Annotated in this window: 21 protein-coding genes; 14 read left to right on the forward strand and 7 right to left on the reverse strand. The window is 67.0% G+C overall.

The window, feature by feature from the left end:
• Nucleotides 1-37 precede the first annotated feature (37 nt).
• The 4 genes from ACTU6V_RS03705 to ACTU6V_RS03720 are packed head-to-tail and all read right to left on the reverse strand — an operon-like array spanning nt 38 to nt 5,671.
• A complete protein-coding gene (locus tag ACTU6V_RS03705) occupies nt 38-1,030 on the reverse strand; it encodes an NAD(P)H-dependent flavin oxidoreductase (protein WP_443474950.1) in 993 nt (330 codons plus the stop codon).
• A complete protein-coding gene (locus ACTU6V_RS03710; protein ID WP_443474951.1) occupies nt 1,027-3,258 on the reverse strand; it encodes a 3-hydroxyacyl-CoA dehydrogenase NAD-binding domain-containing protein in 2,232 nt (743 codons plus the stop codon). The genes ACTU6V_RS03705 and ACTU6V_RS03710 overlap by 4 nt, the downstream gene beginning before the upstream one ends.
• 22 nt (nt 3,259-3,280) lie before the next feature.
• Nucleotides 3,281-4,489 (reverse strand): acetyl-CoA C-acetyltransferase, encoded by a 1,209-nt coding sequence (locus tag ACTU6V_RS03715; protein WP_443468650.1) that lies wholly within the window; start codon nt 4,487-4,489, stop codon nt 3,281-3,283.
• Between the two features lie 30 nt (nt 4,490-4,519).
• The gene (locus tag ACTU6V_RS03720; protein WP_443468651.1) at nt 4,520-5,671 is read right to left on the reverse strand and encodes an acyl-CoA dehydrogenase family protein; all 1,152 of its coding nucleotides are present in this window, start codon (nt 5,669-5,671) and stop codon (nt 4,520-4,522) included.
• 156 nt (nt 5,672-5,827) lie between these two features.
• Between ACTU6V_RS03720 and ACTU6V_RS03725 the strand changes: the two genes are divergently transcribed.
• The 8 genes from ACTU6V_RS03725 (at nt 5,828) to ACTU6V_RS03760 (ending at nt 14,129) form a co-directional block, all read left to right on the forward strand.
• Nucleotides 5,828-6,595 carry an SDR family oxidoreductase gene (locus ACTU6V_RS03725; RefSeq protein ID WP_443474952.1) on the forward strand — a complete coding sequence of 256 codons (768 nt, stop codon included), beginning with the start codon at nt 5,828-5,830 and terminating at the stop codon, nt 6,593-6,595.
• Nucleotides 6,592-7,791 (forward strand): acyl-CoA dehydrogenase family protein, encoded by a 1,200-nt coding sequence (locus ACTU6V_RS03730; protein WP_443474953.1) that lies wholly within the window; start codon nt 6,592-6,594, stop codon nt 7,789-7,791. Before ACTU6V_RS03725 ends, ACTU6V_RS03730 begins: the two co-directional genes overlap by 4 nt.
• Nucleotides 7,788-8,876 carry a phosphotransferase family protein gene (locus tag ACTU6V_RS03735; protein ID WP_443474954.1) on the forward strand — a complete coding sequence of 363 codons (1,089 nt, stop codon included), beginning with the start codon at nt 7,788-7,790 and terminating at the stop codon, nt 8,874-8,876. Before ACTU6V_RS03730 ends, ACTU6V_RS03735 begins: the two co-directional genes overlap by 4 nt.
• A gap of 301 nt (nt 8,877-9,177) precedes the next feature.
• A complete protein-coding gene (locus ACTU6V_RS03740) occupies nt 9,178-9,624 on the forward strand; it encodes a hypothetical protein (protein WP_443468655.1) in 447 nt (148 codons plus the stop codon).
• A 94-nt stretch (nt 9,625-9,718) separates the two neighbouring features.
• Nucleotides 9,719-11,221 (forward strand): CoA-acylating methylmalonate-semialdehyde dehydrogenase, encoded by a 1,503-nt coding sequence (locus ACTU6V_RS03745; RefSeq protein ID WP_443468656.1) that lies wholly within the window; start codon nt 9,719-9,721, stop codon nt 11,219-11,221.
• Between the two features lie 9 nt (nt 11,222-11,230).
• On the forward strand, nt 11,231-12,418 hold the full coding sequence (locus ACTU6V_RS03750; RefSeq protein ID WP_443468657.1) for an acyl-CoA dehydrogenase family protein: 1,188 nt from the start codon (nt 11,231-11,233) through the stop codon (nt 12,416-12,418).
• Nucleotides 12,415-13,302, forward strand: coding sequence for a 3-hydroxyisobutyrate dehydrogenase (gene mmsB / locus ACTU6V_RS03755; protein WP_443468658.1), 888 nt, complete (start codon nt 12,415-12,417; stop codon nt 13,300-13,302). The genes ACTU6V_RS03750 and mmsB overlap by 4 nt, the downstream gene beginning before the upstream one ends.
• A 50-nt stretch (nt 13,303-13,352) precedes the next feature.
• The gene (locus ACTU6V_RS03760; protein WP_443474955.1) at nt 13,353-14,129 is read left to right on the forward strand and encodes an enoyl-CoA hydratase-related protein; all 777 of its coding nucleotides are present in this window, start codon (nt 13,353-13,355) and stop codon (nt 14,127-14,129) included.
• A 44-nt stretch (nt 14,130-14,173) separates the two neighbouring features.
• On the opposite strand, the gene ACTU6V_RS03765 is transcribed toward ACTU6V_RS03760, so the two are convergent.
• Both ACTU6V_RS03765 and ACTU6V_RS03770 read right to left on the reverse strand, forming a co-directional pair.
• Complete coding sequence (locus tag ACTU6V_RS03765; protein ID WP_443474956.1) at nt 14,174-14,623, reverse strand: SRPBCC family protein; 450 nt, start codon at nt 14,621-14,623, stop codon at nt 14,174-14,176.
• A 13-nt stretch (nt 14,624-14,636) separates the two neighbouring features.
• Entirely contained in the window at nt 14,637-15,173 is a 537-nt protein-coding gene (locus tag ACTU6V_RS03770) for a MarR family winged helix-turn-helix transcriptional regulator (protein ID WP_443468661.1), read from the reverse strand.
• A 176-nt stretch (nt 15,174-15,349) separates the two neighbouring features.
• On the opposite strand from ACTU6V_RS03770, the gene ACTU6V_RS03775 reads away from it, so the two are divergent.
• The 3 genes from ACTU6V_RS03775 to ACTU6V_RS03785 are packed head-to-tail and all read left to right on the forward strand — an operon-like array spanning nt 15,350 to nt 18,689.
• Entirely contained in the window at nt 15,350-16,126 is a 777-nt protein-coding gene (locus tag ACTU6V_RS03775; RefSeq protein ID WP_443468662.1) for an electron transfer flavoprotein subunit beta/FixA family protein, read from the forward strand.
• Nucleotides 16,127-16,128: 2 nt separating this feature from the next.
• Nucleotides 16,129-17,100, forward strand: coding sequence for an electron transfer flavoprotein subunit alpha/FixB family protein (locus ACTU6V_RS03780; RefSeq protein WP_443468663.1), 972 nt, complete (start codon nt 16,129-16,131; stop codon nt 17,098-17,100).
• Nucleotides 17,101-17,102: 2 nt separating this feature from the next.
• Nucleotides 17,103-18,689, forward strand: a complete 1,587-nt coding sequence (locus ACTU6V_RS03785) for a cytochrome b/b6 domain-containing protein (RefSeq protein ID WP_443474957.1) — start codon at nt 17,103-17,105, stop codon at nt 18,687-18,689.
• Between the two features lie 67 nt (nt 18,690-18,756).
• On the opposite strand, the gene ACTU6V_RS03790 is transcribed toward ACTU6V_RS03785, so the two are convergent.
• The gene (locus ACTU6V_RS03790) at nt 18,757-19,266 is read right to left on the reverse strand and encodes a GNAT family N-acetyltransferase (RefSeq protein ID WP_443468665.1); all 510 of its coding nucleotides are present in this window, start codon (nt 19,264-19,266) and stop codon (nt 18,757-18,759) included.
• A gap of 130 nt (nt 19,267-19,396) precedes the next feature.
• On the opposite strand from ACTU6V_RS03790, the gene ACTU6V_RS03795 reads away from it, so the two are divergent.
• The 3 genes from ACTU6V_RS03795 to ACTU6V_RS03805 all read left to right on the forward strand — a co-directional run bounded on the left by ACTU6V_RS03795 (nt 19,397) and on the right by ACTU6V_RS03805 (nt 24,891).
• The gene (locus tag ACTU6V_RS03795; RefSeq protein WP_443474958.1) at nt 19,397-19,957 is read left to right on the forward strand and encodes an acyl-CoA thioesterase; all 561 of its coding nucleotides are present in this window, start codon (nt 19,397-19,399) and stop codon (nt 19,955-19,957) included.
• A gap of 94 nt (nt 19,958-20,051) precedes the next feature.
• Complete coding sequence (locus ACTU6V_RS03800; protein ID WP_443468667.1) at nt 20,052-21,179, forward strand: DUF4190 domain-containing protein; 1,128 nt, start codon at nt 20,052-20,054, stop codon at nt 21,177-21,179.
• Nucleotides 21,180-21,237: 58 nt separating this feature from the next.
• Nucleotides 21,238-24,891 carry a proline dehydrogenase family protein gene (locus ACTU6V_RS03805; protein WP_443474959.1) on the forward strand — a complete coding sequence of 1,218 codons (3,654 nt, stop codon included), beginning with the start codon at nt 21,238-21,240 and terminating at the stop codon, nt 24,889-24,891.
• The last annotated feature ends 1 nt before the right edge of the window (nt 24,892 follow it).

Consider the following 24,892-nt stretch of genomic DNA (forward strand, 5'->3'; position numbering starts at 1 on the left):
CGCAGGGCGCCGAGCACCATGCGGACGGGCGGAAGTGTCAGCCGAACATCGCCAGACGTTCGGTGAGCACCCGGTGCGCCTGTGCGACGGTGCGACGCACCACATCTCCCGCGCTCGGAATGTCCCGGATGATGCCCTGGACCTGACCGACAGTCCAGATTCCGGCATCCAGGTCTCCATCCTCGAAGACCTTGCGTCCGCGAGCGCCGGCGACGAGTGGCTGCACGTCGGGGAACTGCCCGCCATCGGCGAGGATCTGCACGACCTCGTCGGAGATGGCGTTCTTCGCGACCCGCGCGGTGTTGCGCAGGCTCCGGAAGATGAGGTTCGTGTCGAGCTCTGACGCCTCGACGATCCGCTCCTTCACGGCCTGCGCGATCGGGGACTCGATCGTGCTCATGAAGCGCGAGCCCATGTTCACACCGTGTGCGCCGAGGCTGAGAGCGGCGGCGAGACCGCGTCCGTCCGCGAAACCGCCGGAGGCGATGAACGGAATCTCCAGCGCATCGGCCGCAGCCGGGATCAGTACGAGTCCGGGGACGTCGTCCTCTCCCGGATGGCCGGCGCACTCGAAGCCGTCGATCGAGACCGCGGCCACGCCGACCGCCTGTGCCTTGAGAGCGTGGCGCACCGAGGTGCACTTGTGGATGACCTTGACGCCTGCGGCGTTGAAGATGTCCATGTGTGGTTCGGGGCTGGAGCCCGCGGTCTCCACGATCGTGATGCCCGCATCGATGATCGCTCGCCGGTACTCGTCGTAGGGCGGAGGGTTGATTGAGGGCAGGATCGTCAGATTCACCCCGAACGGCTTGTCAGTCAGCGTGCGTGCCCGCTCGATCTCCTTCACGAGATCGGCCGGCGTCGGCTGCGTGAGCGCGGTGATCATCCCGAGACCGCCGGCCTCCGAGACGGCCGCGGCGAGCTCGGCACGGCCGACCCACATCATGCCGCCCTGGACGACCGGATGCTCGATGCCGAGCGCCTCGGTGAACGGGGTGCGCAGGCTGGGCACGGTCCGTGTCTCGCTCATCGGTACTCCTCCCCGGACTCCGCGCGGGCGATGAGTGACGCGGGCGGTGCGAAGCGCTCGCCATAGGCGGCTGCCAGTTCTCGGGCGCGGGTGACGAAGCCAGCCAGCCCGCCTTCGTACTGGTTCACGTACTGCAATACACCACCGGTCCAGGCGGGGAAGCCGATGCCGTAGATCGAGCCGATGTTGGCGTCGGCGACCGAGGTGAGCACGTTGTTGTCAAGGCAGTCGATGGTGTCAAGCGCCTCGGCGAACAGCATCCGCTCCTGCAGATCCACAAGCGGCAGCACCGTGCGCCCCGAGTCGTACTTTTCGCGCAGACCGGGCCAGATGCCGCCCCGCTTGCCCTCGGGGGAGTAGTCGTAGAATCCGCCGCCGGCCCTGCGGCCCGGGCGCTTCTGTTCGTCGACAATCCAGTCCATGATCGCTTCGGAGGGGTGCTCGACCCATACACCGCCTTCGGCCTCGACGGCCGCGCGGGTCTCCTGCCGGATCTTCTGCGACAGCGAGATCGTCAGCTCGTCCAACAACTGCAGGGCGCCCGCTGGGTATCCGGCCTGGAGAGCCGCCTGCTCGACGGAAGCCGGCTCCACGCCCTCGCCGACCGCGGCGACCGCCTCGGCGATGAACTTGCCGATGACCCGCGAGGTGAAGAATCCGCGGGAGTCGTTGACGACGATCGGCGTCTTGCGGATCTGCTGCACGTAGTCGAACGTCTTCGCGAGCACCTCGTCGCCGGTGTTCTCGCCGCGCACGATCTCCACGAGCGGCATCTTGTCGACGGGGGAGAAGAAGTGGATGCCGATGAAGTCTTCGCGCCGCTTCACACCCTCGCTGAGCTCGGTGATCGGCAGCGTCGACGTGTTGGATCCGAGCACAGCATCCGGCTTCACCACATCCTCGATCTCCTGGAAGACGCCCTGCTTCACCGGCACCGACTCGAACACCGCCTCGATGACGAAGTCGACGCCGTCGAAGTCGGCGGCATCGCCGGTCGGGTGGATCCGCGCCAGCAGTGCCTCGGACTTCTCCGGCGTGGTCTTGCCGCGCGCGAGCGCCTTCTCCTCGAGCTGGCGCGAGTAGTCCTTGCCCTTCTCAGCGGCCTCGGCGGAAACATCCTTGAGCACGACCTCGATCCCGGCCTTCGCCGAGACGTAGGCGATGCCGGCGCCCATCATGCCCGCGCCGACGACGCCCACCTTCGTGGCGGTGAACTTCGGGAACGGCTCGCCGTTCGCCTCTCCGTTCCCTGCGCCTGTCGAAGGGCGGCTGCCGCCGGAGTTGATCTCCTGCAGGTCGAAGAAGAACGCCTTGATCATGTTTTTCGCGACCTGACCGTGGGTAAGGCTCACCAAGTACCGCGTTTCGACGCGGGATGCCGTGTCGAAGTCGACGTAGGCGCCCTCGACGGCCGCAGCCATCGCCGCGCGAGGCGCGGGCATCGGAGCGCCCTTGAGCTGCTTGCGCAGCAGGGCCGGCATCCCCGGGAGGAGCGCGGCGACGCCAGGGGAGGTCGGGGCGCCGCCCGGGAGGCGGAAGCCCTTCTCGTCCCAGGGCTTGACCGGTGCGGGGTTCGCGGCGATCCAGGCGCGGGCGTGGGCGTCCAGCTCCGCGAGCGGAGCGACCTCGTCGATGATCCCCACGGCGAGAGCGTCATCGGCGCTGAAGCGGGTGGCGGGGAGGATGACCTCCTGTAGGGCCTTCTGAAGTCCCAGCATCCGCACGGTGCGGGTCACACCGCCGCCGCCGGGAAGCAGGCCCAGCGAGACCTCGGGGAGGCCGAACTGGGCGCCGTGGGCGTCTGACGCCGCGATGCGGTGGTGCGCGGCGAGGGCGACCTCGAGGCCGCCGCCGAGCGCGGTCCCGTTGAGGGCGGCGACGACCGGCTTGCCCAGTTGCTCGATCCGGCGCAGCAGCGCCTTCACGTGATCGATGTGCGCGGTCTCCTCCGTTGCCTTCGCGGGATCCGCCGCGCGCAGCAGGTTCAGGTCTCCGCCGGCGAACCAGCTCTTCTTCGCTGAGGCGAGGATGACGCCGGCGATGTTCTCGCGTTCGGCCTCCAGCCGGCCGACGGTCGCCTCGAGGGATGCGACGAAATGCGGGTTCATGGTGTTGACCGCGGCGTTCGGGTCATCCATCGTGACGGTGACGATGCTGTCGGTATCCAGATCCCAGGCGTAGCCGGTGTAGACGTCAGTGGTTTCTGCGACGTTCTCTGCAATGCTCATGATTCTTCTCAGACCTTTCGTCTCAGACCCGCTCGATGATGGTGGCGATTCCCATGCCGGCGCCGACGCAGAGCGTGGCGAGGCCGCGCTTGAGGTCCCGTCGCTCGAGCTCGTCGAGCAGGGTGCCGAGGATCATCGCGCCGGTGGCGCCCAGGGGGTGGCCGAGCGCGATGGCGCCGCCGTTGACGTTGACCTTGTCGTCCGGGATGCCGAGATCCTTCTGCCATTTCATGACGACGGCCGCGAATGCCTCGTTCAGCTCGAACAGGTCGATGTCGTCCACCGTCAGTCCGGCGCGGTCCAGGGCCTTCTGTGTCACCGGGGTGGGGCCGGTGAGCATGATGGTCGGCTCGGAGCCGATGACGGCCGTGGCGACGATGCGGGCGCGGGGCTTCAGCCCTGCGGCTTCTCCGGCCTCACCCGATCCGATGAGCATGAGAGCCGCGCCATCCACGATCCCCGACGAGTTGCCGGGGCCGTGCACGTGCTCGATACGCTCGACGGCGTGGTACTTCTGCAGGGCCACGGCGTCGAAGCCGGCCTGCACGCCGGCAGTGGCGAAGCTCGCGGGCAGCTTTCCGAGCGATTCGACGGTCGACTCCGGACGGCGGTGCTCGTCGGTGTCGAGCAGCACGACGCCGTTGAAGTCCTTCACCGGCACGATCGACTTGTCAAAGCGCCCCTCCTGCCACGCGGTCTCGGCGCGCTGCTGCGAGCGGGCGGCGAAGGCATCGACGTCCTCGCGGCTGAAGCCCTCGATCGTGGCGATGAGGTCGGCGCCGATGCCCTGCGGCACGAAGTAGTTGTCGTAGGCGGTGGTCGGATCCTGCGCGTAGGCGCCGCCGTCCGATCCGATCGGCACCCGCGACATCGACTCGACGCCGCCGGCGAGCACGAGGTCCTCGTATCCTGAGGCGACCTTCTGGGCTGCGAGGTTCACGGCCTCCAGGCCTGAGGCGCAGAACCGATTGATCTGCACGCCGGCGACGGTCTCGGGCAGCTCCGCCACGAGTGCGGCGGTGCGGGCGATGTCGCCGCCCTGCTCGCCGACCGGAGAGACGACGCCGAGCACGATGTCGTCGACCCTGCTCGTGTCGAACTCCGGGTTGCGGTCGCGGATCGCGTCGATCAGCGTGACGACGAGGTCGACAGGCTTGGTGCCGTGCAAGGCGCCGCCGCGGTTCTTGCCACGGGGCGTGCGCACGGCGTCGTAGATGTACGCGTCTGTCATGTTCCTTCTCCTGCTCCTATGCGGGGATGACTAAAGGCCGAGGTCCCGACCGACGATCTCCTTCATGATCTCTGTCGTTCCTCCGTAGATGGTGGTGATTCGCGCATCGAGGTAGTCCTGGGCGATGCGGTACTCCTGCATGTAGCCGTATCCGCCGTGCAGCTGCAGGCAGCGGTTCACGATGTCGACGTACTGCTCGGTGGTCCAGAACTTCGCCGCCGAGGCATCCGCCGCCGACAGTGCACCCTCATTGTGCTGCTTGATCGCCTGGTCGACGTACGAGCGGCTGGCCTGCGTCGCGGTGACCATCTCGGCCAGTTCGAATCGGGTGTTCTGGAACGAGCCGATCGGCTTTCCGAAGGCGGTGCGGTCGCGCACGTAGTCGAGGGTGCGGGCGAGCACGCCCTCGCTGGATGCCACAGCTCCCGCAGCGATCGACAGGCGCTCCTGAGGCAGGTTCTTCATGAGGCCGAGAAAGCCCGCGCCCTCTTCGCCGAGCAGATTGGATGCCGGTACCCGCACGTCCTCGAAGATGAGCTCGCTGGTGTCCTGTGCGTGCAGGCCGACCTTGTCGAGGTTCTTGCCGCGTGAGAACCCGGCCATGCCGCGCTCGATGACGATCAGGCTGAGGCCCTTGTGCGGGTCGGGCGAGGTGCGCACGGCCGTGGCAATCAGATCGGCGTTCTGGCCGTTGGAGATGAAGATCTTCGAGCCGTTGACGATGTAGTCGTCGCCATCGCGCACGGCGGTGGTGCGGATGCCGGCGAGGTCGCTGCCGGTGCCGGGTTCAGTCATCGCGATCGCGGTGATGAGCTCGCCCGCGGCGATGCCGGGCAGCCAGTGCTGTTTCTGCTCGTCATTCGTGAGGTCGGTGAAGTAGGGGATGGTGATGTCGTTCGACAGGGCGATGCCGGCCATGCCGCTTGAGACCGGGTTGCTCGCCAGCTCCTCGGCCATGATCGCGTTGAATCGGAAGTCGTCGGTGCCGCCGCCGCCGTACGCCTCATCGATCGAGAACCCGAGAATGCCGGCTTCAGCTGCCGCGGTGAACAGTTCGCGGTCGACGACGCCCTCGGCATCCCAGCGCTCGGCATTGGGCTTGGCGTTGCGCTCGACGAACTCGCGCACGATGTTGCGGAACTCTTCGTGGTCGTCGTCGTACAGGTCTCGTGTCAGCGCCATCGCCGTCTCTCCTTCTCCGCGTCGTCGCGGTCACAGTTTTTATTATGCATTCAAAATTTTAGGAGTCAAGCCCGAGTAATCCAATCAGGAACAGCTTGCGCAAGGAGGGAAGTTTAATGAAGATTAGAGAAATCCAGTTGATCGAGGGAGATCTTCATGACGCACGTCGATGGACCGCTGACCGGGCGCACGGCGCTGGTCACCGGCGCCAGTAGGGGGATCGGGCTGGCTATTGCGCAGCGCCTGATCGCGGACGGCGCCTCGGTGTGCCTGACTGCCCGCCGCGAGGAGCAGCTGGCCGAAGCGGTCGACGGTCTCGGAGACCGCGCGATCGGCGTCGCCGGGGCTGCCGACGATCCGGTGCACCGCGCTGAGGTGTTCGAACGGATCGCGACTGAGTTCGGCCGCCTCGACATCCTCATCAACAACGCCGGGATCAATCCGGTCTACGGCCCGCTCGCCGGCCTCGACCTCGATGCCGCGCGCAAGGTGCTCGAGGTCAACGTCATCGGCACTCTCGCCTGGACGCAGGAGGCGGTGGGTGCCGGCCTCGGTGCGCAGTCGAACGCCGGCGTTGTCGTCAACCTCTCCTCCGTCACCGGTGAGGTGCCCTCTCCCGGCATCGGCTGGTACGGCGTGACCAAGGCGGCCGTCAGTCACCTCACCCGCACGCTGTCGGTCGAGCTCGCACCGCGCATCCGGGTGAACGCGGTGGCACCTGCGGTCGTGAAGACGCGGTTCGCCCGCGCGCTGTACGAGGGACGCGAGGGCGAGATCGCCGCCGACTATCCGATGGGCAGGCTCGGCACGCCGGAAGACGTGGCGGAGGCCGTCGCCTATCTCTGCGTCGACGGCTCGGGGTGGGTCACCGGGCAGGTTCTCAACCTCGACGGCGGACTGCTGAACGCCGGAGGCGCGGCATGAACGACCTGGTTGCGCGCACGCGCGCCTTCGTCCGGGGCGTCGTCATCCCCGCCGAACCCGGCTGGGGCGAGACACTGTCGGGTGCCGCGCTGCAGGGCCTGCGCGCCCAGGCGAAGGCCGCCGGGGTGCACGCGCCGCACGCGCCGCGCGAGTACGGCGGTCTCGGGCTGTCGCTGCCCGAATGGTCGCCGGTGTTCCAAGAGGCCGGATACTCGCTGATCGGACCAGCTGTTCTCAACTGCATGGCGCCCGATGAGGGCAACATGCGACTGCTCGAAGTCGTCGCCACCGACGACCAGAAAGAGCGGTACCTGCGCCCGCTGGTGGACGGCAGTGTCCGTTCGTCGTTCGCGATGACGGAGCCGCACCCCGGCGCCGGGTCCGACCCGGATGCCCTGGCCACCGTCGCCGAGCGCGTCGACGGTGGCTGGAGGATCAGCGGTGAGAAACGGTTCATCTCCGGGGCCGAGGGCGCGAGCTTCGCGATCGTGATGGCGCGCACGGCCGCGGACGGCGAGCATCCGGCCGGGGCGACGATGCTGCTGACGCCGCTCTCGGCTGACGGCGTGCGCATCGGTCCCGGCATCCGCACGATCGAGGCGGCGATCGCCGGCGGGCATCCGCATGTCGTCTTCCGTGATGTGTTCGTGCCCGACGCCGACGTGCTCGGCACACCCGGCGCGGGCTTCCGATACGCGCAGGTGAGGCTCGGGCCCGCACGTCTCACGCACTGCATGCGCTGGCTGGGGTTGGCGCGGCGGGCGTTCGACATCAGCCTCGACCGCGCCAACGGTCGCTCACTCTTCGGAGCGCAGCTCGCCGACCTCGGCGTCGCGCAGGCGATGATCGCGGACAGTGCGATTGACATCGAGACGTCCGCCGCGATCATCGACCGTGCCGCGGTGGTGCTCGACGACGAGCCGCGTGCCGGTGCCGCGCTGTCATCGATTGCGAAGGTGCACTGCTCGGAGGCGGTGTTCCGGGTGATCGATCGTGCAGTCCAGCTGTGCGGCGGCGACGGAGTGAGCTCCGGCCTGCCGCTGATCCAGTACCTCAACGAGGTGCGGCCGTTCCGGATCTACGACGGGTCGAGCGAGACGCATCGCTGGGCGATCGCGCGACGGGCCGCGAAGGCTCGGCAGCGGGCTGTGGATGCCGGGGAGCCCCGCCGTGACATCGTCGGAGGTGCACCATGAACGCCACCGACCTCGAGGTGGTGCGCACGTGGGATGAAGCGGCCCTGCTGGATCGGCCCCCGCTGCTCGTGCTCGAACCGCTCGGCGAGCGTCTCGCCTCGGTCGGGCTGGGGCTGGTCGGACTCGGTGGGGGCGAGATCCGCTGGGCCCGGATCGGCGAGGGGCACTCGAACGTGACCTTCTTGCTCGAGCTTGCCGGCCGCAGGCTCGTGCTGCGCCGGGGTCCGCGGCCCCCGCTCCCGCCGTCAACGCACGACATGCTGCGCGAGGCGCGGGTGCAGAGGTTGCTCGCCGCGGAGGGGGCGCCCGTGCCGACGATCGTCGACGTGTGCAATGACGAGAGCGTGCTGGGTGTGCCGTTCTACGTCATGGAGCATCTCGACGGAGAGGTTGTCACCGATCTGATGCCGGCGCACCTCGACACTGATGAGGGTCGTACGGCGCTTCCCTTCGCGGCCGTCGACGCACTCGCCGGGCTCCACGCGCTCGATGTCAGCGCGGGCGATCTGGCCGGGCTTGGCCGCCCGGACGGGTATCTCATCCGGCAGGTGGAGCGTTTCGCATCTCTGTGGCCGAAGGTGTCGCGGCGGACGCTTCCCGAGGTGGACCGCATCGCCGAGTGGCTGCGGGACAACCTGCCGGTCTCGGCGCGGGCATCCGTCGTGCATGGCGACTACCGCATCGGGAACCTGATGTTCCGGGGCTCGGGGCCGGCGGAGGTGCAGGCGATCCTGGACTGGGAGATGGCGACGCTCGGCGACCCGCTCGCCGACCTCGGCTATCTCGTTGCGACGTATGCCAGCCCGGATGCCGCGCCCACGCCGCTCGAGCTGACGACCGTGACCCGCGGGGAGGGGTATCCGCGACGAGCGGAGCTGGTCGAGCGGTACGTCGCCCGCACCGGCGCGGACGTCTCGGCGCTGTCTTGGTACGAGGTGCTCGCGCTGTGGAAGGCCGCCGTGTTCTGCGAGGCCATCTACACGCGCTGGCTGGACGGCGAGCGCCCCGGTGACGCCTTCGGCCCGACGCTGGAGGTCGGGGTGCCGGCGCTGTTGGCTGCTGCTGCTGCGGCAGCAGCCCGGTAGTCGGGGCTGCACCCGCCGAAAGAGGAAGACCCCCACCGACCCGATTCGGCGGGGGTCCTTTCGCGGTCTGATGACCGCGGGGGGAGCTGTGCTCACCGTTGTGCGGGACGTGTACGACTACCCGATCCGGTCTGAACCTTCCGCACATCTGCAGTTGTAATCGGCGCACATGTCCGGATGGTGAACAGCACTCAACGAAAGGACGGCGACTTGCTATGCACAATCGTCGGATGGTGGCGATCTGTGCACAGGCCGCGGAATTCCGGGCTCGTCCTCGGTGCAGAACAGTCATCATCGGGGCATGACAAATACAACCCCGCACCTCAAAGACCGAGTCCTCGACAGTGACGACGACCTGCGCGATGTTCTGGAGCGCCTGCTGCAGCGCGCGAATCAGAGGCAGATGTGGTTGATGTTCATGGATGATCGCGGATGCCTCGGCGATCCGTTCGTGCCGATGAGCGACTACCCCGTAGACCCGAACGCCGTCGTCGAACTCGCCGACCTCGGCACTGTCACCAACGCCTATCTGCTCATGAATCGGGCAGGGCTCATGCTGGAAGCGACCGGGAACGCTAGCGTGATCCTCGCCTGGGAGCGTCGCGGTCCCAGCGCGGTGGTCGACGTTGATCGCTCCTGGGCGCGAGCGATGGCAGAAGCAGCGGCCGAGATGGAGATCCCCCTGCGCGCCCAGTTCGTCGTGCACTCGCGCGGTGTGCGCCAACTGCACCCCGATGACTACCTGTGACGCCGGCGACATATACAAGGGCGCCCTAGTAAATCTCAGGAGATCCGCGTAATGTGAACATCGTGCCAATGAAGGCACGAAGGGACATCACACAATGATTCGTACCATTCCACATTTTGTTGGCGGATCGCTCCTCACCCCGGATGCTGGCCGCTTCAACGAGGTCTACGACCCAAGCTCGGGCGAGGTGCAGGCACAGGTGCCGCTGGCCTCGGCCGACGAGGTGCGCGAGGTGATCGCGAACGCCGAAGCCGCGCAGCCGGCGTGGGCAGCGACCAATCCGCAGAAGCGCGCTCGCGTGCTGTTGCGCTTCCTCGAACTCGTCCACCGCGATATGGATGAGCTGGCGCGGCTGTTGTCCAGTGAACACGGCAAGACCCTCGACGATGCTCGTGGAGACATCCAGCGCGGCCTTGAAGTGATCGAGTTCTCCGCCGGCGCGCCGCATCTGCTCAAAGGGGAGTACTCCACGGCCGCCGGTACCGGGATCGACGTATATTCCATGCGCCAGCCGCTCGGTGTCGTGGCGGGCATCACGCCGTTCAACTTCCCCGCGATGATTCCACTGTGGAAGATCGGCCCGGCGATCGCGGCGGGCAACGCCTTCGTGCTCAAGCCCAGCGAGCGCGATCCCTCTGTTCCTGTCCGGCTCGCCGAGCTGTTCCTCGAGGCGGGGCTGCCCGCAGGCATCCTCAATGTCGTCCACGGCGACAAAGAAGCCGTCGACGCCCTGCTCACCGATGACCGGATCAAGGCCGTCGGCTTCGTGGGCTCCACGCCCATCGCCGAGTACATCTATACGACGGCGATCGCGAACGGCAAGCGCGCCCAGTGCTTCGGTGGGGCCAAGAACCACATGGTCGTCATGCCCGATGCTGACCTCGACCAGGTCGCCGACGCACTGATCGGCGCGGGCTACGGCTCAGCGGGCGAGCGCTGCATGGCAATCTCGGTCGCTGTTCCCGTCGGCGAAGAGACCGCCGATGCGCTCGCCGCGAAGCTCACCGAACGCGTCGCCCAGCTCAGGGTCGGCCCAGCGCTCGCGGACGGCTTCGACTATGGCCCCCTCGTCAGCGCCGCGGCGGTCGAGCGGGTCAGCGACTATATCCAGCAGGGCGTCGATGCCGGGGCGACGCTTCTCGCCGACGGGCGAGGCTTCTCAGTCGAAGACCATGAAGAAGGCTTCTACCTCGGCCCGACCCTGTTCGACCACGTCACCACCGACATGTCGATCTACCGCGAAGAGGTCTTCGGGCCGGTGCTCGTCATCGCCCGCGCTGCGGATTACGAAGAGGCTCTTGCGATGGCGTCCGATCACGAGTTCGGCAACGGCGTTGCCATCTTCACCCGTGACGGCGACGCGGCCCGCGACTTCACCGCACGTGTGAATGTCGGGATGGTCGGCGTCAATGTGCCCATCCCCGTGCCGATCGCGTACTTCACGTTCGGCGGCTGGAAGAAGTCGGGCTTCGGCGATCTCAACCAGCACGGCACCGACGCGTTCCGCTTCTACACGAAGACCAAGACAGTGACCAGCCGCTGGCCGGCGCATGGGGTGCGCGACGGCGCCAGCTTCGTCATCCCGACCATGCACTAGGAGGCCGACATGACCATGACATCGACTTTCACCACTGCAGAAGAGCGCGAAGCGATCCTGGACGCCGTCCGCGACTACGCCGAAACCGCCCTCGCACCCTTCGCGATCGAGCGCGACGAGAAGCATCTGTTCCCCAGGGAGGCGCTGCACCGCGGCGGCGAACTCGGACTCGGTGGCATCTACGTGCGCGAGGAGTCCGGAGGGACGGGGCTCAGCCGCACTGACACCGTCGCGATCTTCGAGGAACTCGCCAAAGCGGACCCGACCATCGCGTCGTACATCTCGATCCACAACATGGTCGCCTGGATGATCGACATCTACGGCGACGACGCGCAGCGGAGCGAGTGGCTCCCGAAGCTGACGGTCATGAGCGAGTTCGGCAGCTACTGCCTGACCGAGCCAGGGGCCGGATCCGATGCAGCCGCGATCGCCACCAGTGCGGTCCGTGAGGGCGACGACTACGTGCTCACCGGCGTCAAGCAGTTCATCTCCGGCGCGGGCGAATCGGGCATCTACGTCGTGATGGCCAGGACGGGCGCCGCGGACTCGGGAGCTCGCGGTATCAGCGCCTTCCTCGTTCCGGCAGGAGCGGAGGGCCTCAGCTTCGGTGCGCTCGAGAAGAAGATGGGCTGGCGCGCTCAGCCCACCCGTCAGGTCAGCTTCGATGGGGTTCGGGTTGCAGCATCCGCCATGCTCGGCGACGAGGGCAGGGGCTTCGCGATCGCGATGTCGGCGCTCAACGGCGGCCGACTCAACATCGCCGCCTGTTCGCTCGGCGGCGCGCAGTGGGCCCTTGACCGTGCCGTGGCATATGTGCACGAGCGCGTCGCCTTCGGCGAGCCGCTCGCCGAGAAGCAGTCGATCCTGTTCACGATCGCCGACATGCGCACGGATCTGCACGCGGCGCGGCTGATGGTGCGAGATGGCGCGCTCGCCGTGGACGAGCAGGCGCCGGATGCCACAATGCGCTGCGCGATGGCCAAGCGCTTCGCGACGGATGCGGGATTCGACGTCGCCAATCGCGCCCTTCAACTGCACGGGGGTTATGGCTACCTTCAGGACTACGGAATCGAGAAGGTCGTGCGCGACTTGCGCGTGCACCAGATCCTCGAGGGGACCAACGAGATCATGCGTCTGATCGTCGGCCGCGAGATGCTGCGACCGGCGGGATCCGTTTCGATGAGGAGTACATCATGACCCGAATCGCGTTCCTGGGCCTGGGGCACATGGGCCTGCCGATGGCCGTGAACCTGACGAAGGCCGGGCACGAGGTGCACGGCTTCGATCTGATGCCCGCGGCAGTCGAGGCGGCCCGTGCCGCTGGTATCCCTATCGCCGATAGCGGTGCGGATGCCGCGAAAGATGCGGATGTCGTGATCACGATGTTCCCGGCCGGAAAGCATGTTCTCGACGCCTACGAGGGCGGGCTGCTCGCGGCTGCCGCCCCTGGGACGCTGTTCATCGAATCGTCGACGATCGCCGTGGACGAAGCGCAGGCCGCGCATGCGCTGGCGATCGCGGCGGGGCATAGGAGTGTGGATGCTCCGGTCTCGGGCGGTGTCGTCGGGGCAGAGAACGGCACCCTGGCATTCATGGTCGGTGGGTCGGATGACGACTTCGCGGCGGCGCTGCCGCTGCTCGAAGCGATGGGCAAGCGGATCGTGCACTGCGGTGGTCCAGGACTCGGGCAGGCGGCGAAGGTCTGCAACAACATGATCCTGGCGGTATCCCAGATCGCGGTCGGTGAGGCGTTCGTGCTGGGGGAGCGGCTGGGGCTCTCGCACGAGGCGCTGTTCGACGTGGTCTCGCAGGCGTCCGGGCAGTGCTGGTCGATCACGACGAACTGTCCGGTTCCAGGCCCCGTGCCGACGAGTCCGGCCAATCGCGACTATCAGCCGGGATTCGCTGGCGCCCTGATGGCCAAGGACCTGGGGCTCGCGCTGCAGGCGATCGAGCAGACCGCAACCGATGCGAAGATGGGGCGGCTCGCGCAGCAGCTCTATGCGGACTTCGCCGCGGGCGACGGCGCGGGGCGGGATTTCTCCGGCATCATCACCGATATCCGCGACGGGAGCGTCTGACGCACCCTGGCCTCAGGCAGACTGAACTCACACCTACTGAGAGGATTCCGATGACCGAGTACGAGACGATCCTGGTCGAGCAGCGCGGACGGGTGGGATGGATCACTCTGAACCGGCCACAGGCGCTCAACGCCCTCAACTCGCAGGTGGCCGAAGAAGTCACCGCAGCCGCGGTCGCCTTCGACAATGACGAACGCGTCGGCGCCATCGTCGTCACCGGCTCTGAGAAGGCGTTCGCCGCGGGGGCTGACATCAAAGAGATGGCAGGGATGTCGGCCGCGGAAATGCGTGCGACCGATCACTTCGGCGCGTGGAACGACTTCGCCGCCGTCCGAACGCCTGTCATCGCGGCGGTCAGCGGCTTCGCCCTCGGCGGTGGGTGCGAGCTGGCGATGATGTGCGACATCATCCTCGCCGCCGACACTGCGAAGTTCGGTCAGCCGGAGATCAATCTCGGAGTGATTCCCGGAATGGGCGGCACGCAGCGACTCATCCGCGCCGTCGGCTATTACAAGGCCGCCGAGCTCATCCTGTCGGGGCGCGTGATGGGGGCGGACGAAGCAGAGCGTGCGGGTCTCGTGTCGCGGGTGGTGACGGCAGCCGATCTTCAGGGTGAAGCGACGAAGCTCGCCGAGGCGATCGCGTCCAAGTCGCTGCCGAGCATCTACGCCGCTAAGGCTGCGCTGGATGCCGCGATGGAGACGACCCTCGCCGAAGGACTCGCGCACGAGAAGCAGGCTTTCGCCGCACTCTTCGACACCGAAGACCAGAAAGAGGGCATGGCGGCGTTCCGAGAGAAGCGCGCGCCAAATTTCACGAATCGCTAGGCCGCAGCCTCGAACGGATGACTATGCCGATCAGGCTGCGCGCGTCAGGGCTGGAGCGAAACGGCAATAACGTCGTTGCGCTCGGCGACCAGTCGCCGCAGGTATTCGAGCATGAAGAACCGGTCCACGAGCGCGCCGATGGGCCCGAATGGCGAGCGGAAGGTGATGGTGTCGCGTATGAGCGTGCCATCGGGATGCTCGAGAAACACATGCTCGTGATGGAAGGCGCCGAACGGCCCCTTGATCTGCCTGTCGCAGAAGCGATGCGGCTCCTCGATGTCGAAGACCATGGTCGTCAGATGAAATGGGATGCCGAAGTGCCGCGCTCGCCAGGTCACGGTTGAGCCCTCGGTGAATGATCCTCCCGCGGGACCCTTGACCATCGTCTCGCCATAGCGGGCCATTGACTCGACGTGCAGCTCGGGATCGAGGGATGCCGCGAACACTGCCGCTGGGGTTGCGGGGATCACTCGTTCGAGGATGAATTCCGCCATCAGAATTCCGCCATCAGAGCGGGTCCGGCTGGGGACGCGGCTCGGTGAAGTCGCCGGCATCCCGGCGCAGCCGCGCGACGATTCCGACGAGGCCTGCGGTGTCCTCGCTGCTCATCCCCGGTGCGCTGAAGACCTGGCTGTTGAGTGCGGCCGTTGCGCGCTCGACGAGATCGCGCCCCGTCTCGGTGAGCACGAGCATCGCTGCACGACCGTCGTGAGGATGCGGCTCGCGCGCGATCAGCCCGTCGCGCACCAGGCGCTCTGCCGTGCTCGTCACCGTCGTGGCGTGCACCTGCAGGCGGGCGACCACGCTGGAGAGCGGCAGGCTTCCGGATCGGCTGAAAGCGAGCAGTCGTAGCATCTCGTAGCGTGCGAACGAGAGCCCGAAGGGTTTCAGTGCAGCATCCACGCGGGCGAGGAGGAGCTGCTGGGCCCGCATGACGGAGATGACCGCGGTCATGCCGTCTGCGGCATCCGTCCAGCCATGCGCGATCCACTGCCGCTTCGCCTCGGCGAGCGGATCGATCGGGAGCGGACGGGGGCGGGCCACGTCTCTACGGTATCGGGTGCGGAGGAACCTGCTCGGGCACCGTTCCGCATCGTCGCGGATAGTGCAGTATGTATACATTGCGGCTCATTCAGTGCGCCTGCATTGGTGTGAAACCCAATTGATTAGTGACACTGTCCACAACGTAGATAGACTCGCCCTGTCGTGAGGAGCATTCGATGAAGATCTTCGTCCTTGTCAAAGAGGTGCCTGATACCTATGGCGATCGCAAACTAAATCTGGAGACCGGTCTAGCCGATCGTGCCGCCGGTGATGTGGTCCTGGACGAGATCGCCGAGCGCGCTCTCGAGGTTGCGCTCTCGTATGCCGACAAGGCTGGTGACGTCGAGGTGGTTGCTCTCTCGATGGCTCCCGAGACCTCGACGGCATCAATCCGTCGGGCCCTCGCGATCGGTGCGGGCTCGGCGGTGCACGTGGTGGATGAGCAGCTCGCCGGCGCGGACCTGGGTCTGACCGCTGAGGTGCTGGCTGCGGCGATTCGCCGCGGTGAGCCGGATCTGGTGATCACCGGCAACCTCTCGACAGACGGCTCGGGCGGAATGATCCCGGCGATGCTCGCCGAACACCTCGGATACGCACAGGCGACGGCGTTGAGTGCGCTGGAGATCACCGCTGACGGTGTCTCTGGCACGCGTGCCGCTGATGACGGCTCGCAGCCCGTCTCGGTGTCGTTCCCTGCGGTGATCTCGATCACCGAGGCGCTTCCCGACGCGCGCTTCCCGAACTTCAAGGGCATTATGGCGGCGAAGAAGAAGCCGCTCGAGGTGCTCTCGCTGACTGATCTCGGCGTCTCTGCGGATCCTGCCGCAGCACCCCGCACGATCATGACGACTGTGTCCGAGAAGCCCCCGCGCGCGGCGGGCGTGAAGATCACCGATGAGGGCGATGCCGGCGCGAAGCTGGTCGAGTTCCTCGTGCAGAACAGGTTGGTGTGACGATGAGCTACCCCGCAGATTCCATCCTCGTCCTCGTTGACGTGACTCCGTCAGGCGACGCTGCCAGCTCGACGGCAGCACTGATCGGCGCGGCTGCGCAGATCGGCTCCCCGGTCGCGCTCGTTCCCGGCGGCTCGATGAGCGCCGTGGATGCCGCGGCCGCCGCTGGCGCTGGCGTCGTGCTGACGGCGGATGCTGATGCTGAAGCGCTCACGGTTCCGCTGGTCGATGCGCTCCAGGCCGCGTACAAGAAGGTGCAGCCGGGCGCCGTGCTCGTCTCGAACTCGATCGCTGGTCGTGACGTCGCTGGTCGTTTCGCGGTGCGCGAGAAGCTCGCGCTTTCGGTCGACGCGGTCGGCGTCGCCCGTGACGACGAGGGTGTCATCGCGCATCACTCTGTATACGGTGGCGCGTTCCTCACCGACTCCGCGCCGACGTTCGGCGCGCCGGTCATCACGGTTCGCCAGGGTGCAGTCGATGAGCGGGCTGAGGCTGTCGCCTCTCCTTCGGTTGAAGCTCTCGAGGTCGCCGCATCAGGGGCGGCAGCGGCAAAGGGCGGGGCCATCGAGGTCGTCGAGGTCGAATCTTCTCGTCCGGAGCTGCGCGGTGCGGCGAAGGTCGTCGCAGGTGGTCGCGGTCTCGGCTCGAAGGAGCAGTTCGTGCTCGTAGAGCAGCTTGCCGACGCGCTCGGCGCCGCCATCGGCGCGTCGCGCGCCGCCGTCGACGCCGGCTACATCCCCTACGCCCATCAGGTCGGTCAGACCGGTGTCTCGGTCTCGCCGCAGCTGTATGTCGCGGTGGGGATCTCGGGTGCGATCCAGCACCGTGCGGGTATGCAGACGGCGAAGAACATCGTCGCGATCAACAAGGACGCTGACGCGCCGATCTTCGACGTCGCCGACTTCGGCATCGTCGGTGACCTGTTCACGATCGTGCCGCAGGTCGTCGAAGCTCTCGACGCACGGAAGAAGTAGCCATGGGTGCCCTTCGACAGGCTCAGGGACCGATGCTCAGGCGAGGCCTGCCGCGCGTGGCCGGCGGTGACCCCTGGCCCCCTGCAGGCGAGGTCGAAGTGGGGGATGCTGCGACATCTACTGTGGTTGAGAGCTCGGTCGCTGAGGCGGCTCCGGCGGCTGAACCCGCACCGACGGTTGCGACCGCTGAGCCTGTCGAAGCGCCCCACGCGGCCGAAGTGGCACCGAGCCCTTCGACGGGCTCCGCGGCCGGTGTGACGCTGCGTCGCGGTCTGCCGCGCACTCCCGGTGGCGGGCCCTGGCCCCCGGCCGATGCTGCGCAGGCTGCGCCTGTCGCAACCTCCGGAGCGCCTGTCGCCGCAACCGCGCCTGTCGCCGCCGCAGCAACCGCAACCGGCGTAGCCCTGCGCCGTGGTCTCCCGCGCAGGCCGGGCGGCGAGCCCTGGCCTCCCGCGGGCGCAGCCGCTGCCGTCGCGATCGAGCCCGTCGGCCCTTCGACAGGCTCAGGCGTCGACTCTGCGGCTCTCGATCTCATCGACGCATCCGACATCCCGGCATCCGCTGCTGTCTCGACGATCGATGTGAGCATACCGCTGCCGTTCCCGCGCACGGTCTTCCCGGGCAAGTACGCCTTCGTCCCCCAGTCACCCGCGCCAGAGCCGAAGCGGTACGGTCCGTTCACGAAGGGCCAGTGGGCCGGCACCGTGATCGTCGGCGGCATCGCGCTACTGGGCGCTGCCGCGATGGCCGTGCTGTTCGTGCGCTGGCTGCTGAGCCTCTCGGGAATGCAGGACTTCCTCACCACCTACCCGGGCGAGTACCACCTGCCCGAAGGGGCACCGGTCGGGTTCCCCGCATGGCTCGGCTGGCAGCACTTCTTCAACGTGTTCCTGATGGTGCTGATCATCCGGTCCGGTCTCCGGATCCGGGGTGAAAAGCGCCCGACCGCGTTCTGGACGCCACGGAACGACCCGAAGGGCAAGGTCAGCCTGACGATCTGGTTCCACCAGGCCCTCGATATCCTGTGGCTCGTCAACGGCGTCGTCTTCATCGTGCTGCTGTTCGTGACCGGCCAGTGGATGCGGGTGATCCCCACCAGCTGGGAGGTCATCCCGAACGCCTTCACCGCAGTCCTGCAGTACATCTCGCTGGACTGGCCGACCGAGAACGGCTGGGTCAACTACAACTCGATCCAGCAGATCGCGTACTTCGTGACGATCTTCATCGCAGCCCCTCTCGCCGCTGTCACCGGATACCGGATGAGCGGCATGTGGCCCAAGAACGCCGAGAAGCTCAACAAGGCGTACCCGATCGAGTGGGCGCGCGCGCTGCACTTCCCGGTGATGCTGTACTTCGTCGCATTCATCGCGGTGCACGTGTTCCTCGTCTTCGCGACGGGTGCACTGCGCAACCTCAACCACATGTACGCAGCCCAGGGCTCGGTCGACCCGAACGCCTACGCCGACAACTGGACGGGGTTCTGGTTCCTCGTCGCATCCCTCGTCGTCATCATCGCAGCGTGGGTCGCCGCCAGGCCCCTCGTGCTCGCACCGATCGCGAAGCTCTTCGGCACCGTCAGCAGTCGCTGACCCCAGCACGAGACCCCTGGCCGCGATAAGCAGCCAGGGGTCTCAGCGTGAAATGGGTTCGCTTCGATCAGGGGCGCACGAAACGTACTTCGGTGAGCGTCTCGCCGAGGAACGGCTCGGTGTGGCTGGTGCCATCGAGGCGGAAGCCGTTGCGGTCGTAGAAGCGGTGCGCGCGAGGATTGTCCTCTGCGACCCAGAGGTACAGCGGCTCGTCCTTCTCGACAGCGGCATCGAACAGCTTCTGGCCGAGTCCAGTGGAGTGGTACTCGCCGAGCAGATAGATGAAGTACAGCTCGCGGAAGGCCGGAGCATCCTTGTCGCGGGCAGGACCCGAACCGACGAAGCCGACGATCTCACCGTCGATGAGCGCTGCGCTCATCTTGAAATCATCACCCTGCGCGGCCCAGTTCGTCCACAGCTCTGCCATGCGACGAGGTGAGACCCGCTCGAGTGCGGCCTTGCTGATCAGGTGGTCATAGGTCTGGTGCCAGCACTGTGCGTGCACGCGACCCAAGGCCTCCGCATCCACATCGCGGACCGGACGGACGATGACTTCAGGCTGGGCTTCGGCGCTCATGCCGCGACTCTACGCGCGCACTCCGATTACCGGAAATCGAGCGATGCCGAGGCGATGGCCAGGCTGCACAGATGTGAGGTTCCTACAATCGACTGCGCGGATCATAAGGCGGTGGCTACCATCGAATCTCGTGAATGTGATCTGGCGAACTCTCTTCGTGATGTGGCGTGCGCGCCGCCGTCTGCGCCGTGACGGACTCATCGCCCCGACGGGGCTCAGCTGTATCCGTGTGACGACGCTGCCGACGGATATCGATGTGCTCCGCCACATGAACAACGGCCGCTACCTGTCACTGTTCGACCTCGGACGGTGGGATCTGCTGACCCGCACCGGAATGGCCGGGGCCATGAAGAGTCACGGCTGGTACGGGGTGGTCGTCGCCGAGACCATCACCTTCCGCAAGTCCCTCGAGCTGTGGCAGCGCTTCGATATCGAATCACGCCTGATCGGTCATGACGACAAGGCGATCTATCTCGAGCATCGCGCCGTCATCGATGGTGAGATCTACGCTCGCGCCATCATCCGCAGTCGCATGCTGAAGCGTTCGGGTGGCACTCTCTCCCATGAGGAGCTGTTCGCTGCGATCGGGCGCCCCGACGGGCTTCCCGAAGTCGACGAATGGGTGCGCGACTGGGCCGCGGCCTCCGCGCTGCCTTCGACGCGAGCACACGCGCCAAGCGTCTGGAAGTGAACGCGGTGAGGACGCGGGGTCGAGCCCGAGGGCGATAGGCTCGAAGACCGATAGACGCCGGGGGGCGCAGCGTCACAACGCTGGAGGAGAGCACATGTCGAACGAATCTCAGAACTCTGATCCGACGCAGGGGGCAGCACCCCCGCAGCCGCCGTATCAGCCGCCTGCGCAGCCTCCGTATGGCGGTCACCCAGGTCAACCCCCGTATGGCGGTCACCCAGGTCACCCGGCGCAGCCTCCGTATGGGGCGCAGCCCCAGTACCCGGCTCAGCAGTACCCCGGGCAACCTCAGTATCCTGGGCAGCCCGCTCCCGGGCAGTACCCCGGCTATGGCGGTCCGACAGGCTACCCGCCGGCACCGAACCCGGGCGTGGGCGGCCTCGCGATCGCCGCGCTGATTGTCAGCATCGTCGCATTCCTGAGCGGCTGGGTGCCGTTCGTCGGACTCATCCTGGCCATCGTCGGCCTCGTGCTCGGCATCTTGGCGCTGCGGGCGCCCCGCGGCAAGGGCCTCGGAATCACGGCCATCGTACTGTCTGCCCTTGCCGCTCTCACCGGGATCATCATGCTCCTGGTGACGTTCTGGGTCGTCCCCGCCGCGATCGAGAGCGAAGTCCAGCGGTACGACGAGAGCACCGAGCTGTGGGCGGAAGAAGACGAGTCGGATCTCGGGGAGAGCATCTTCGACGAAGCATTATTCGCCGCTGTCTCCGGACAGTTCATCGAGACACCATGCTGGTCCTATGACGGTCCGCTGTACTTCACGAACAACATCTCGTCCGGCGATGCCGACGCGTGTGCGGGCAATCTCGAGCTCTGGGGCGAGTACGACGACGAGGGCAACTTCTACCCCACCGGTGTCGGAATGATCGCCGGCCAGATCGGTGTCATGCCGCTGAACCTCGACGCCTCCAATGCCTACGGCCCCGTGGGTGACCTCGATGCCGCTGTCGAGGGGCTGCAGGGACCGTTCTTCAGCCAGCAGGGCGGCGAAGCCATCGGTGAAGAGACGGTGACCCTCGACGGGGCCGAGGCGCGTCTCATCCGCTACGACAGCGATGCGGCTGACACCAAGACCAAGGCCTTCCTCACGGTCTTCTCACCGGAGCCGTATCCGATCGCCGGCACCCAGGCGCAGCTGTTCGTGATCAGCCTCGTCACGCCGTACTCGAACGGTGAAGACCAGCTGCAGCAGATTATCGACAGCTGGGAGTGGAAGTAGTCGCCTCCCTCCGCTGTGTCACCGCCTGAGAAGCACTCCGCGCTCTTAGGCTGAATGCATGTCTGAGTCGCCCGTTTCGGGTTCCCTTCCGCTCGCCGAGCAATCGGTAGAGCTCGCGCGGCGCTGGGTCGCCGAAGCATCCGAGATCGAAGTGGATCCTGCTGCTGCCCGCCTTGCCGACGTGCTGCAGGACAAGAACGGGTTGCCGTTCACTCTCGGATTCGTCGACTCAGTGATGCGTCCGGAGAGCCTGTCGGCTGCGGCATCCGGACTGCACCGGATCGCCCCGATCGTGCCGGACTTCCTGCCCTGGTATCTGCGCGGCGCTGTGCGCCTCGGCGGCGGAGTTGCGCAGGTTCTGCCATCACCGGTTGTGCCGATCGCTCGCCGCGTGCTGCGCGAGATGGTCGGGCACCTCGTCGTCGACGCGAGACCTGCGAAACTCGGCGAGGCGATCGAGAAGCTGCGCGCGTCGGGAAGCGCACGCCTGAACCTCAATCTGCTCGGCGAGGCAGTGCTCGGTGACGACGAGGCGAAGCGGCGCCTGGAGGGCATCCACGAACTCATCCGACGCGACGATGTCGACTACGTCTCGGTCAAGGTCTCGTCCGTGATGAGTCACCTGTCGATGTGGGCGTTCGACGAGGTCGTCGAGTCCGTCGTCGAGCGCCTCACCCCGCTCTACCTCACCGCGGCGAGGACGGGCACCTTCATCAATCTCGATATGGAGGAGTACCGCGATCTTGACCTGACGATCGCGGTCTTCACCCGCATTCTCGAAGATGACCGCCTGCCCCTGCTCGAAGCAGGCATCGTCCTCCAGGCGTACCTCCCCGATGCGCTCGGCGCGCTGCGCGAACTGACCGCGTGGGCGAAGGATCGTGTCGAGCACGGCGGCGCGGCGATCAAGATCCGCCTCGTCAAGGGCGCGAACCTGCCGATGGAACGCGTGGATGCCGCGATTCACGGGTGGCCGCTGGCCACCTACGACAGCAAACTCGATACCGACGCGAACTATCTTCGCCTGCTGGATGAAGCACTGCGTCCTGAGAACGCGGCCGCCGTCCGAATCGGCATCGCCGGGCACAACCTGTTCGGCATCGCCTACGCCTGGCTGCTGGCGGGCGAGCGCGGGGTGCGCGACGACATCGAGTTCGAGATGCTGCTCGGGATGGCTCAGGGGCAGGTGCAGGCCGTCTCTCGGGAGGTCGGTCCGGTGCGGCTGTACGTTCCGGTCGTGAAACCCGCCGAGTTCGACGTTGCCATCAGCTACCTCGTGCGCCGTCTCGAAGAGAATGCGGAGCACGACAACTTCCTCTCTGCGGCGTTCCATCTGCACGACGATGAATCCCTGTTCATCCGCGAGCGCGACCGGTTCCTGCGTGCCCTCGAGCGTGCAGATGATCCGACGCTCCGCTCGGTGTCGTTCCGCATGCAGGATAGGCAGCAGCCGGTGCACGAATCGCTGCGCCCTGCACAGCACGCCGAGGCGGACGACGGCGACCTCACCCAGATGGTGCTCGGCATCGCTCGAGGCTCGAGCGCCGAGAGCCGCACCGACGCGTTCGTCGAGACCGCCGTGTACTCGCGACGTGAGCTCGATGTCGATTCCGCTGGCGCTCCCGGCTTCCGCAACACCGCAGACAGCGACCCCGCTCTGCCGGCGAACCGGGAATGGGCGCGCGAGATCCGCTCCCGCATCGCGACCTCGACAGCGGGCGACGAGACACTGCGCGCTGCGCTCATCGATGATGCGGCGCTGCTGGATGAGGCCATCGACCGCGTCGTTGCTGCCGCCCCCGGTTGGGGAGCTCGCCCGGCAGCAGAACGCGCCGAGGTGCTGCTGCGTGCCGCCGCCGCCCTCGAGTCGAGGCGCGCTGAGCTGATCGAGGCGGCTGCATCCGAAACCGGCAAGGTGCTCGCCGAAGCAGACATCGAGGTCAGCGAGGCGGTCGACTTCGCGCGCTACTACGGTGCGAAGGCACGCGAGCTGGATGCCGTGACCGGTGCCGCTTTCGAACCCGCAGTCCTCACGGTGGTCACGCCCCCGTGGAACTTCCCGCTGGCGATCCCCGCCGGGGGAGTACTCGCCGCGCTCGCTGCAGGGTCGGGCGTCATCTTCAAACCCGCGCCGCAGGCACGCCGCTGCGCAGCCGTGATCGCCGAGGCGCTGTGGGAGGCCGGCATCCCGCGCGATGTCCTGGCGCTCGTCGACCTCGAAGAGGGTGAACTCGGTCAGCAGCTCATCTCGCACGAGGCGGTTGACCGCGTCATCCTCACCGGTTCGTGGGACACGGCGGCGCTCTTCCGATCGTGGCGCCCCGACCTGCCGCTCCTGGCCGAAACCAGCGGCAAGAACGCGATAGTCATCACGCCCTCGGCCGACCTCGACCTCGCTGTCGCCGATCTCGTCAAGAGCGCATTCGGGCACGCAGGGCAGAAGTGCTCTGCGGCGTCGCTGGCGATCCTCGTCGGTCCGATCGCGCGATCCAAGCGCTTCGCCCGGCAGCTCGTCGACGCCACGCGCTCGCTGCACGTGGACTGGCCGACCGATGCGCTTGCCGACCTCGGTCCGGTGATCGAGAAGCCGCAGGGCAAGCTCGCCTGGGCGCTGAACGATCTGGAAGGCGATGAGCGGTGGCTGATCGCGCCTTCACCCGTGGCGGGCGATGAGACGGGGCGCCTCTGGCACCCCGGCATCCGCGTCGGTGTGCAGTCTGGTTCGCGCTTCCACCTGGAGGAATTCTTCGGTCCGGTGCTCGGCATCATGTACGCGCCGACGCTCGAGCGTGCGATCGAGATGCAGAATGCGGTGCCCTATGGGCTGACGGCGGGCCTGCACACGCAGGACCCCGACGAGCTTGGCGCCTGGATCGACCGGGTCCAGGCCGGAAACCTCTATGTGAACCGCGGCATCACCGGCGCCATCGTGCAGCGCCAGCCGTTCGGCGGCTGGAAGCGCTCCTCGGTCGGACCCGGCACGAAGGCCGGCGGCCCGAACTACCTCATCGGCCTCGGCAGCTGGCGTGCCCGCGCGGGCAGCCCTGCTTCCAGCACACTGCACCTGCGCGGGCTCGACTCGCGCATCACCGACCTCATCGAATCGGCCCAGCCCTCTCTCGACTTCGAGAGCTTCGAATGGCTGCGCCGTTCCGCGCTCTCGGATGCCATCGCATGGGACCGCGAGTTCGGCCAGGTGCGCGACGTCTCGCAGTTGGGCATCGAGCGGAACCTCTTCCGGTACCGACCGGTGCCTGTGATGATCCGCGCGGTGCGGGACGCCGGATGGCACGAGCTGCTCCGCGTGGTGATCGCCGGCATCCGCACCGGATCGAAGTTCTTCCTGTCGACGCCGACGGGGCTGCCTGCCGAGGTGCGCCGGGCGTTGTCGGAGCTGCGAGTGGGTGTCGCAGTGGAGAGTGATGACGAGTGGAACGCGCGGATGGCGCGCGTCGACGACGCCGACGCGGTCCTGGCCGGAGCTGCCCCTCGCGCCTCGCGAGTGAGGCTGGTGGGGCCTCGGGATGCCGTGGCGGCTGCGCACCGTGCGCTCGCCGAAGCCACCGGCGGAGACCCCGATCTGTCGGTCTACGACGGCGAAGTGACCTCAGCAGGCCGTATCGAGCTGCTGCCGTTCGTGCATGAGCAGGCGATCGCGATCACCGCGCACCGCTTCGGCAATCGCGATGACTGGAGCGCCGAAGTCATCTGAC

Source organism: Microbacterium zouquanmingi (genome assembly GCF_052266675.1).
GTDB lineage: Bacteria > Actinomycetota > Actinomycetes > Actinomycetales > Microbacteriaceae > Microbacterium.

What these genes read in the sequence shown, in the direction of transcription:
- ACTU6V_RS03730 (WP_443474953.1), top strand. Translation starts at nt 6,592, where the DNA reads ATGAACGACCTGGTTGCGCGCACGCGCGCCTTCGTCCGGGGCGTCGTC.
- ACTU6V_RS03760 (WP_443474955.1), top strand. Translation starts at nt 13,353, where the DNA reads ATGACCGAGTACGAGACGATCCTGGTCGAGCAGCGCGGACGGGTGGGA.
- ACTU6V_RS03790 (WP_443468665.1), bottom strand. Translation starts at nt 19,266, where the DNA reads ATGAGCGCCGAAGCCCAGCCTGAAGTCATCGTCCGTCCGGTCCGCGAT.
- ACTU6V_RS03735 (WP_443474954.1), top strand. Translation starts at nt 7,788, where the DNA reads ATGAACGCCACCGACCTCGAGGTGGTGCGCACGTGGGATGAAGCGGCC.
- ACTU6V_RS03705 (WP_443474950.1), bottom strand. Translation starts at nt 1,030, where the DNA reads ATGAGCGAGACACGGACCGTGCCCAGCCTGCGCACCCCGTTCACCGAG.
- ACTU6V_RS03720 (WP_443468651.1), bottom strand. Translation starts at nt 5,671, where the DNA reads ATGGCGCTGACACGAGACCTGTACGACGACGACCACGAAGAGTTCCGC.
- ACTU6V_RS03745 (WP_443468656.1), top strand. Translation starts at nt 9,719, where the DNA reads ATGATTCGTACCATTCCACATTTTGTTGGCGGATCGCTCCTCACCCCG.
- ACTU6V_RS03805 (WP_443474959.1), top strand. Translation starts at nt 21,238, where the DNA reads ATGTCTGAGTCGCCCGTTTCGGGTTCCCTTCCGCTCGCCGAGCAATCG.
- ACTU6V_RS03740 (WP_443468655.1), top strand. Translation starts at nt 9,178, where the DNA reads ATGACAAATACAACCCCGCACCTCAAAGACCGAGTCCTCGACAGTGAC.
- ACTU6V_RS03800 (WP_443468667.1), top strand. Translation starts at nt 20,052, where the DNA reads ATGTCGAACGAATCTCAGAACTCTGATCCGACGCAGGGGGCAGCACCC.
- ACTU6V_RS03750 (WP_443468657.1), top strand. Translation starts at nt 11,231, where the DNA reads ATGACCATGACATCGACTTTCACCACTGCAGAAGAGCGCGAAGCGATC.
- ACTU6V_RS03765 (WP_443474956.1), bottom strand. Translation starts at nt 14,623, where the DNA reads ATGGCGGAATTCATCCTCGAACGAGTGATCCCCGCAACCCCAGCGGCA.
- ACTU6V_RS03785 (WP_443474957.1), top strand. Translation starts at nt 17,103, where the DNA reads ATGGGTGCCCTTCGACAGGCTCAGGGACCGATGCTCAGGCGAGGCCTG.
- ACTU6V_RS03775 (WP_443468662.1), top strand. Translation starts at nt 15,350, where the DNA reads ATGAAGATCTTCGTCCTTGTCAAAGAGGTGCCTGATACCTATGGCGAT.
- ACTU6V_RS03780 (WP_443468663.1), top strand. Translation starts at nt 16,129, where the DNA reads ATGAGCTACCCCGCAGATTCCATCCTCGTCCTCGTTGACGTGACTCCG.
- ACTU6V_RS03725 (WP_443474952.1), top strand. Translation starts at nt 5,828, where the DNA reads ATGACGCACGTCGATGGACCGCTGACCGGGCGCACGGCGCTGGTCACC.
- ACTU6V_RS03715 (WP_443468650.1), bottom strand. Translation starts at nt 4,489, where the DNA reads ATGACAGACGCGTACATCTACGACGCCGTGCGCACGCCCCGTGGCAAG.
- mmsB (WP_443468658.1), top strand. Translation starts at nt 12,415, where the DNA reads ATGACCCGAATCGCGTTCCTGGGCCTGGGGCACATGGGCCTGCCGATG.
- ACTU6V_RS03710 (WP_443474951.1), bottom strand. Translation starts at nt 3,258, where the DNA reads ATGAGCATTGCAGAGAACGTCGCAGAAACCACTGACGTCTACACCGGC.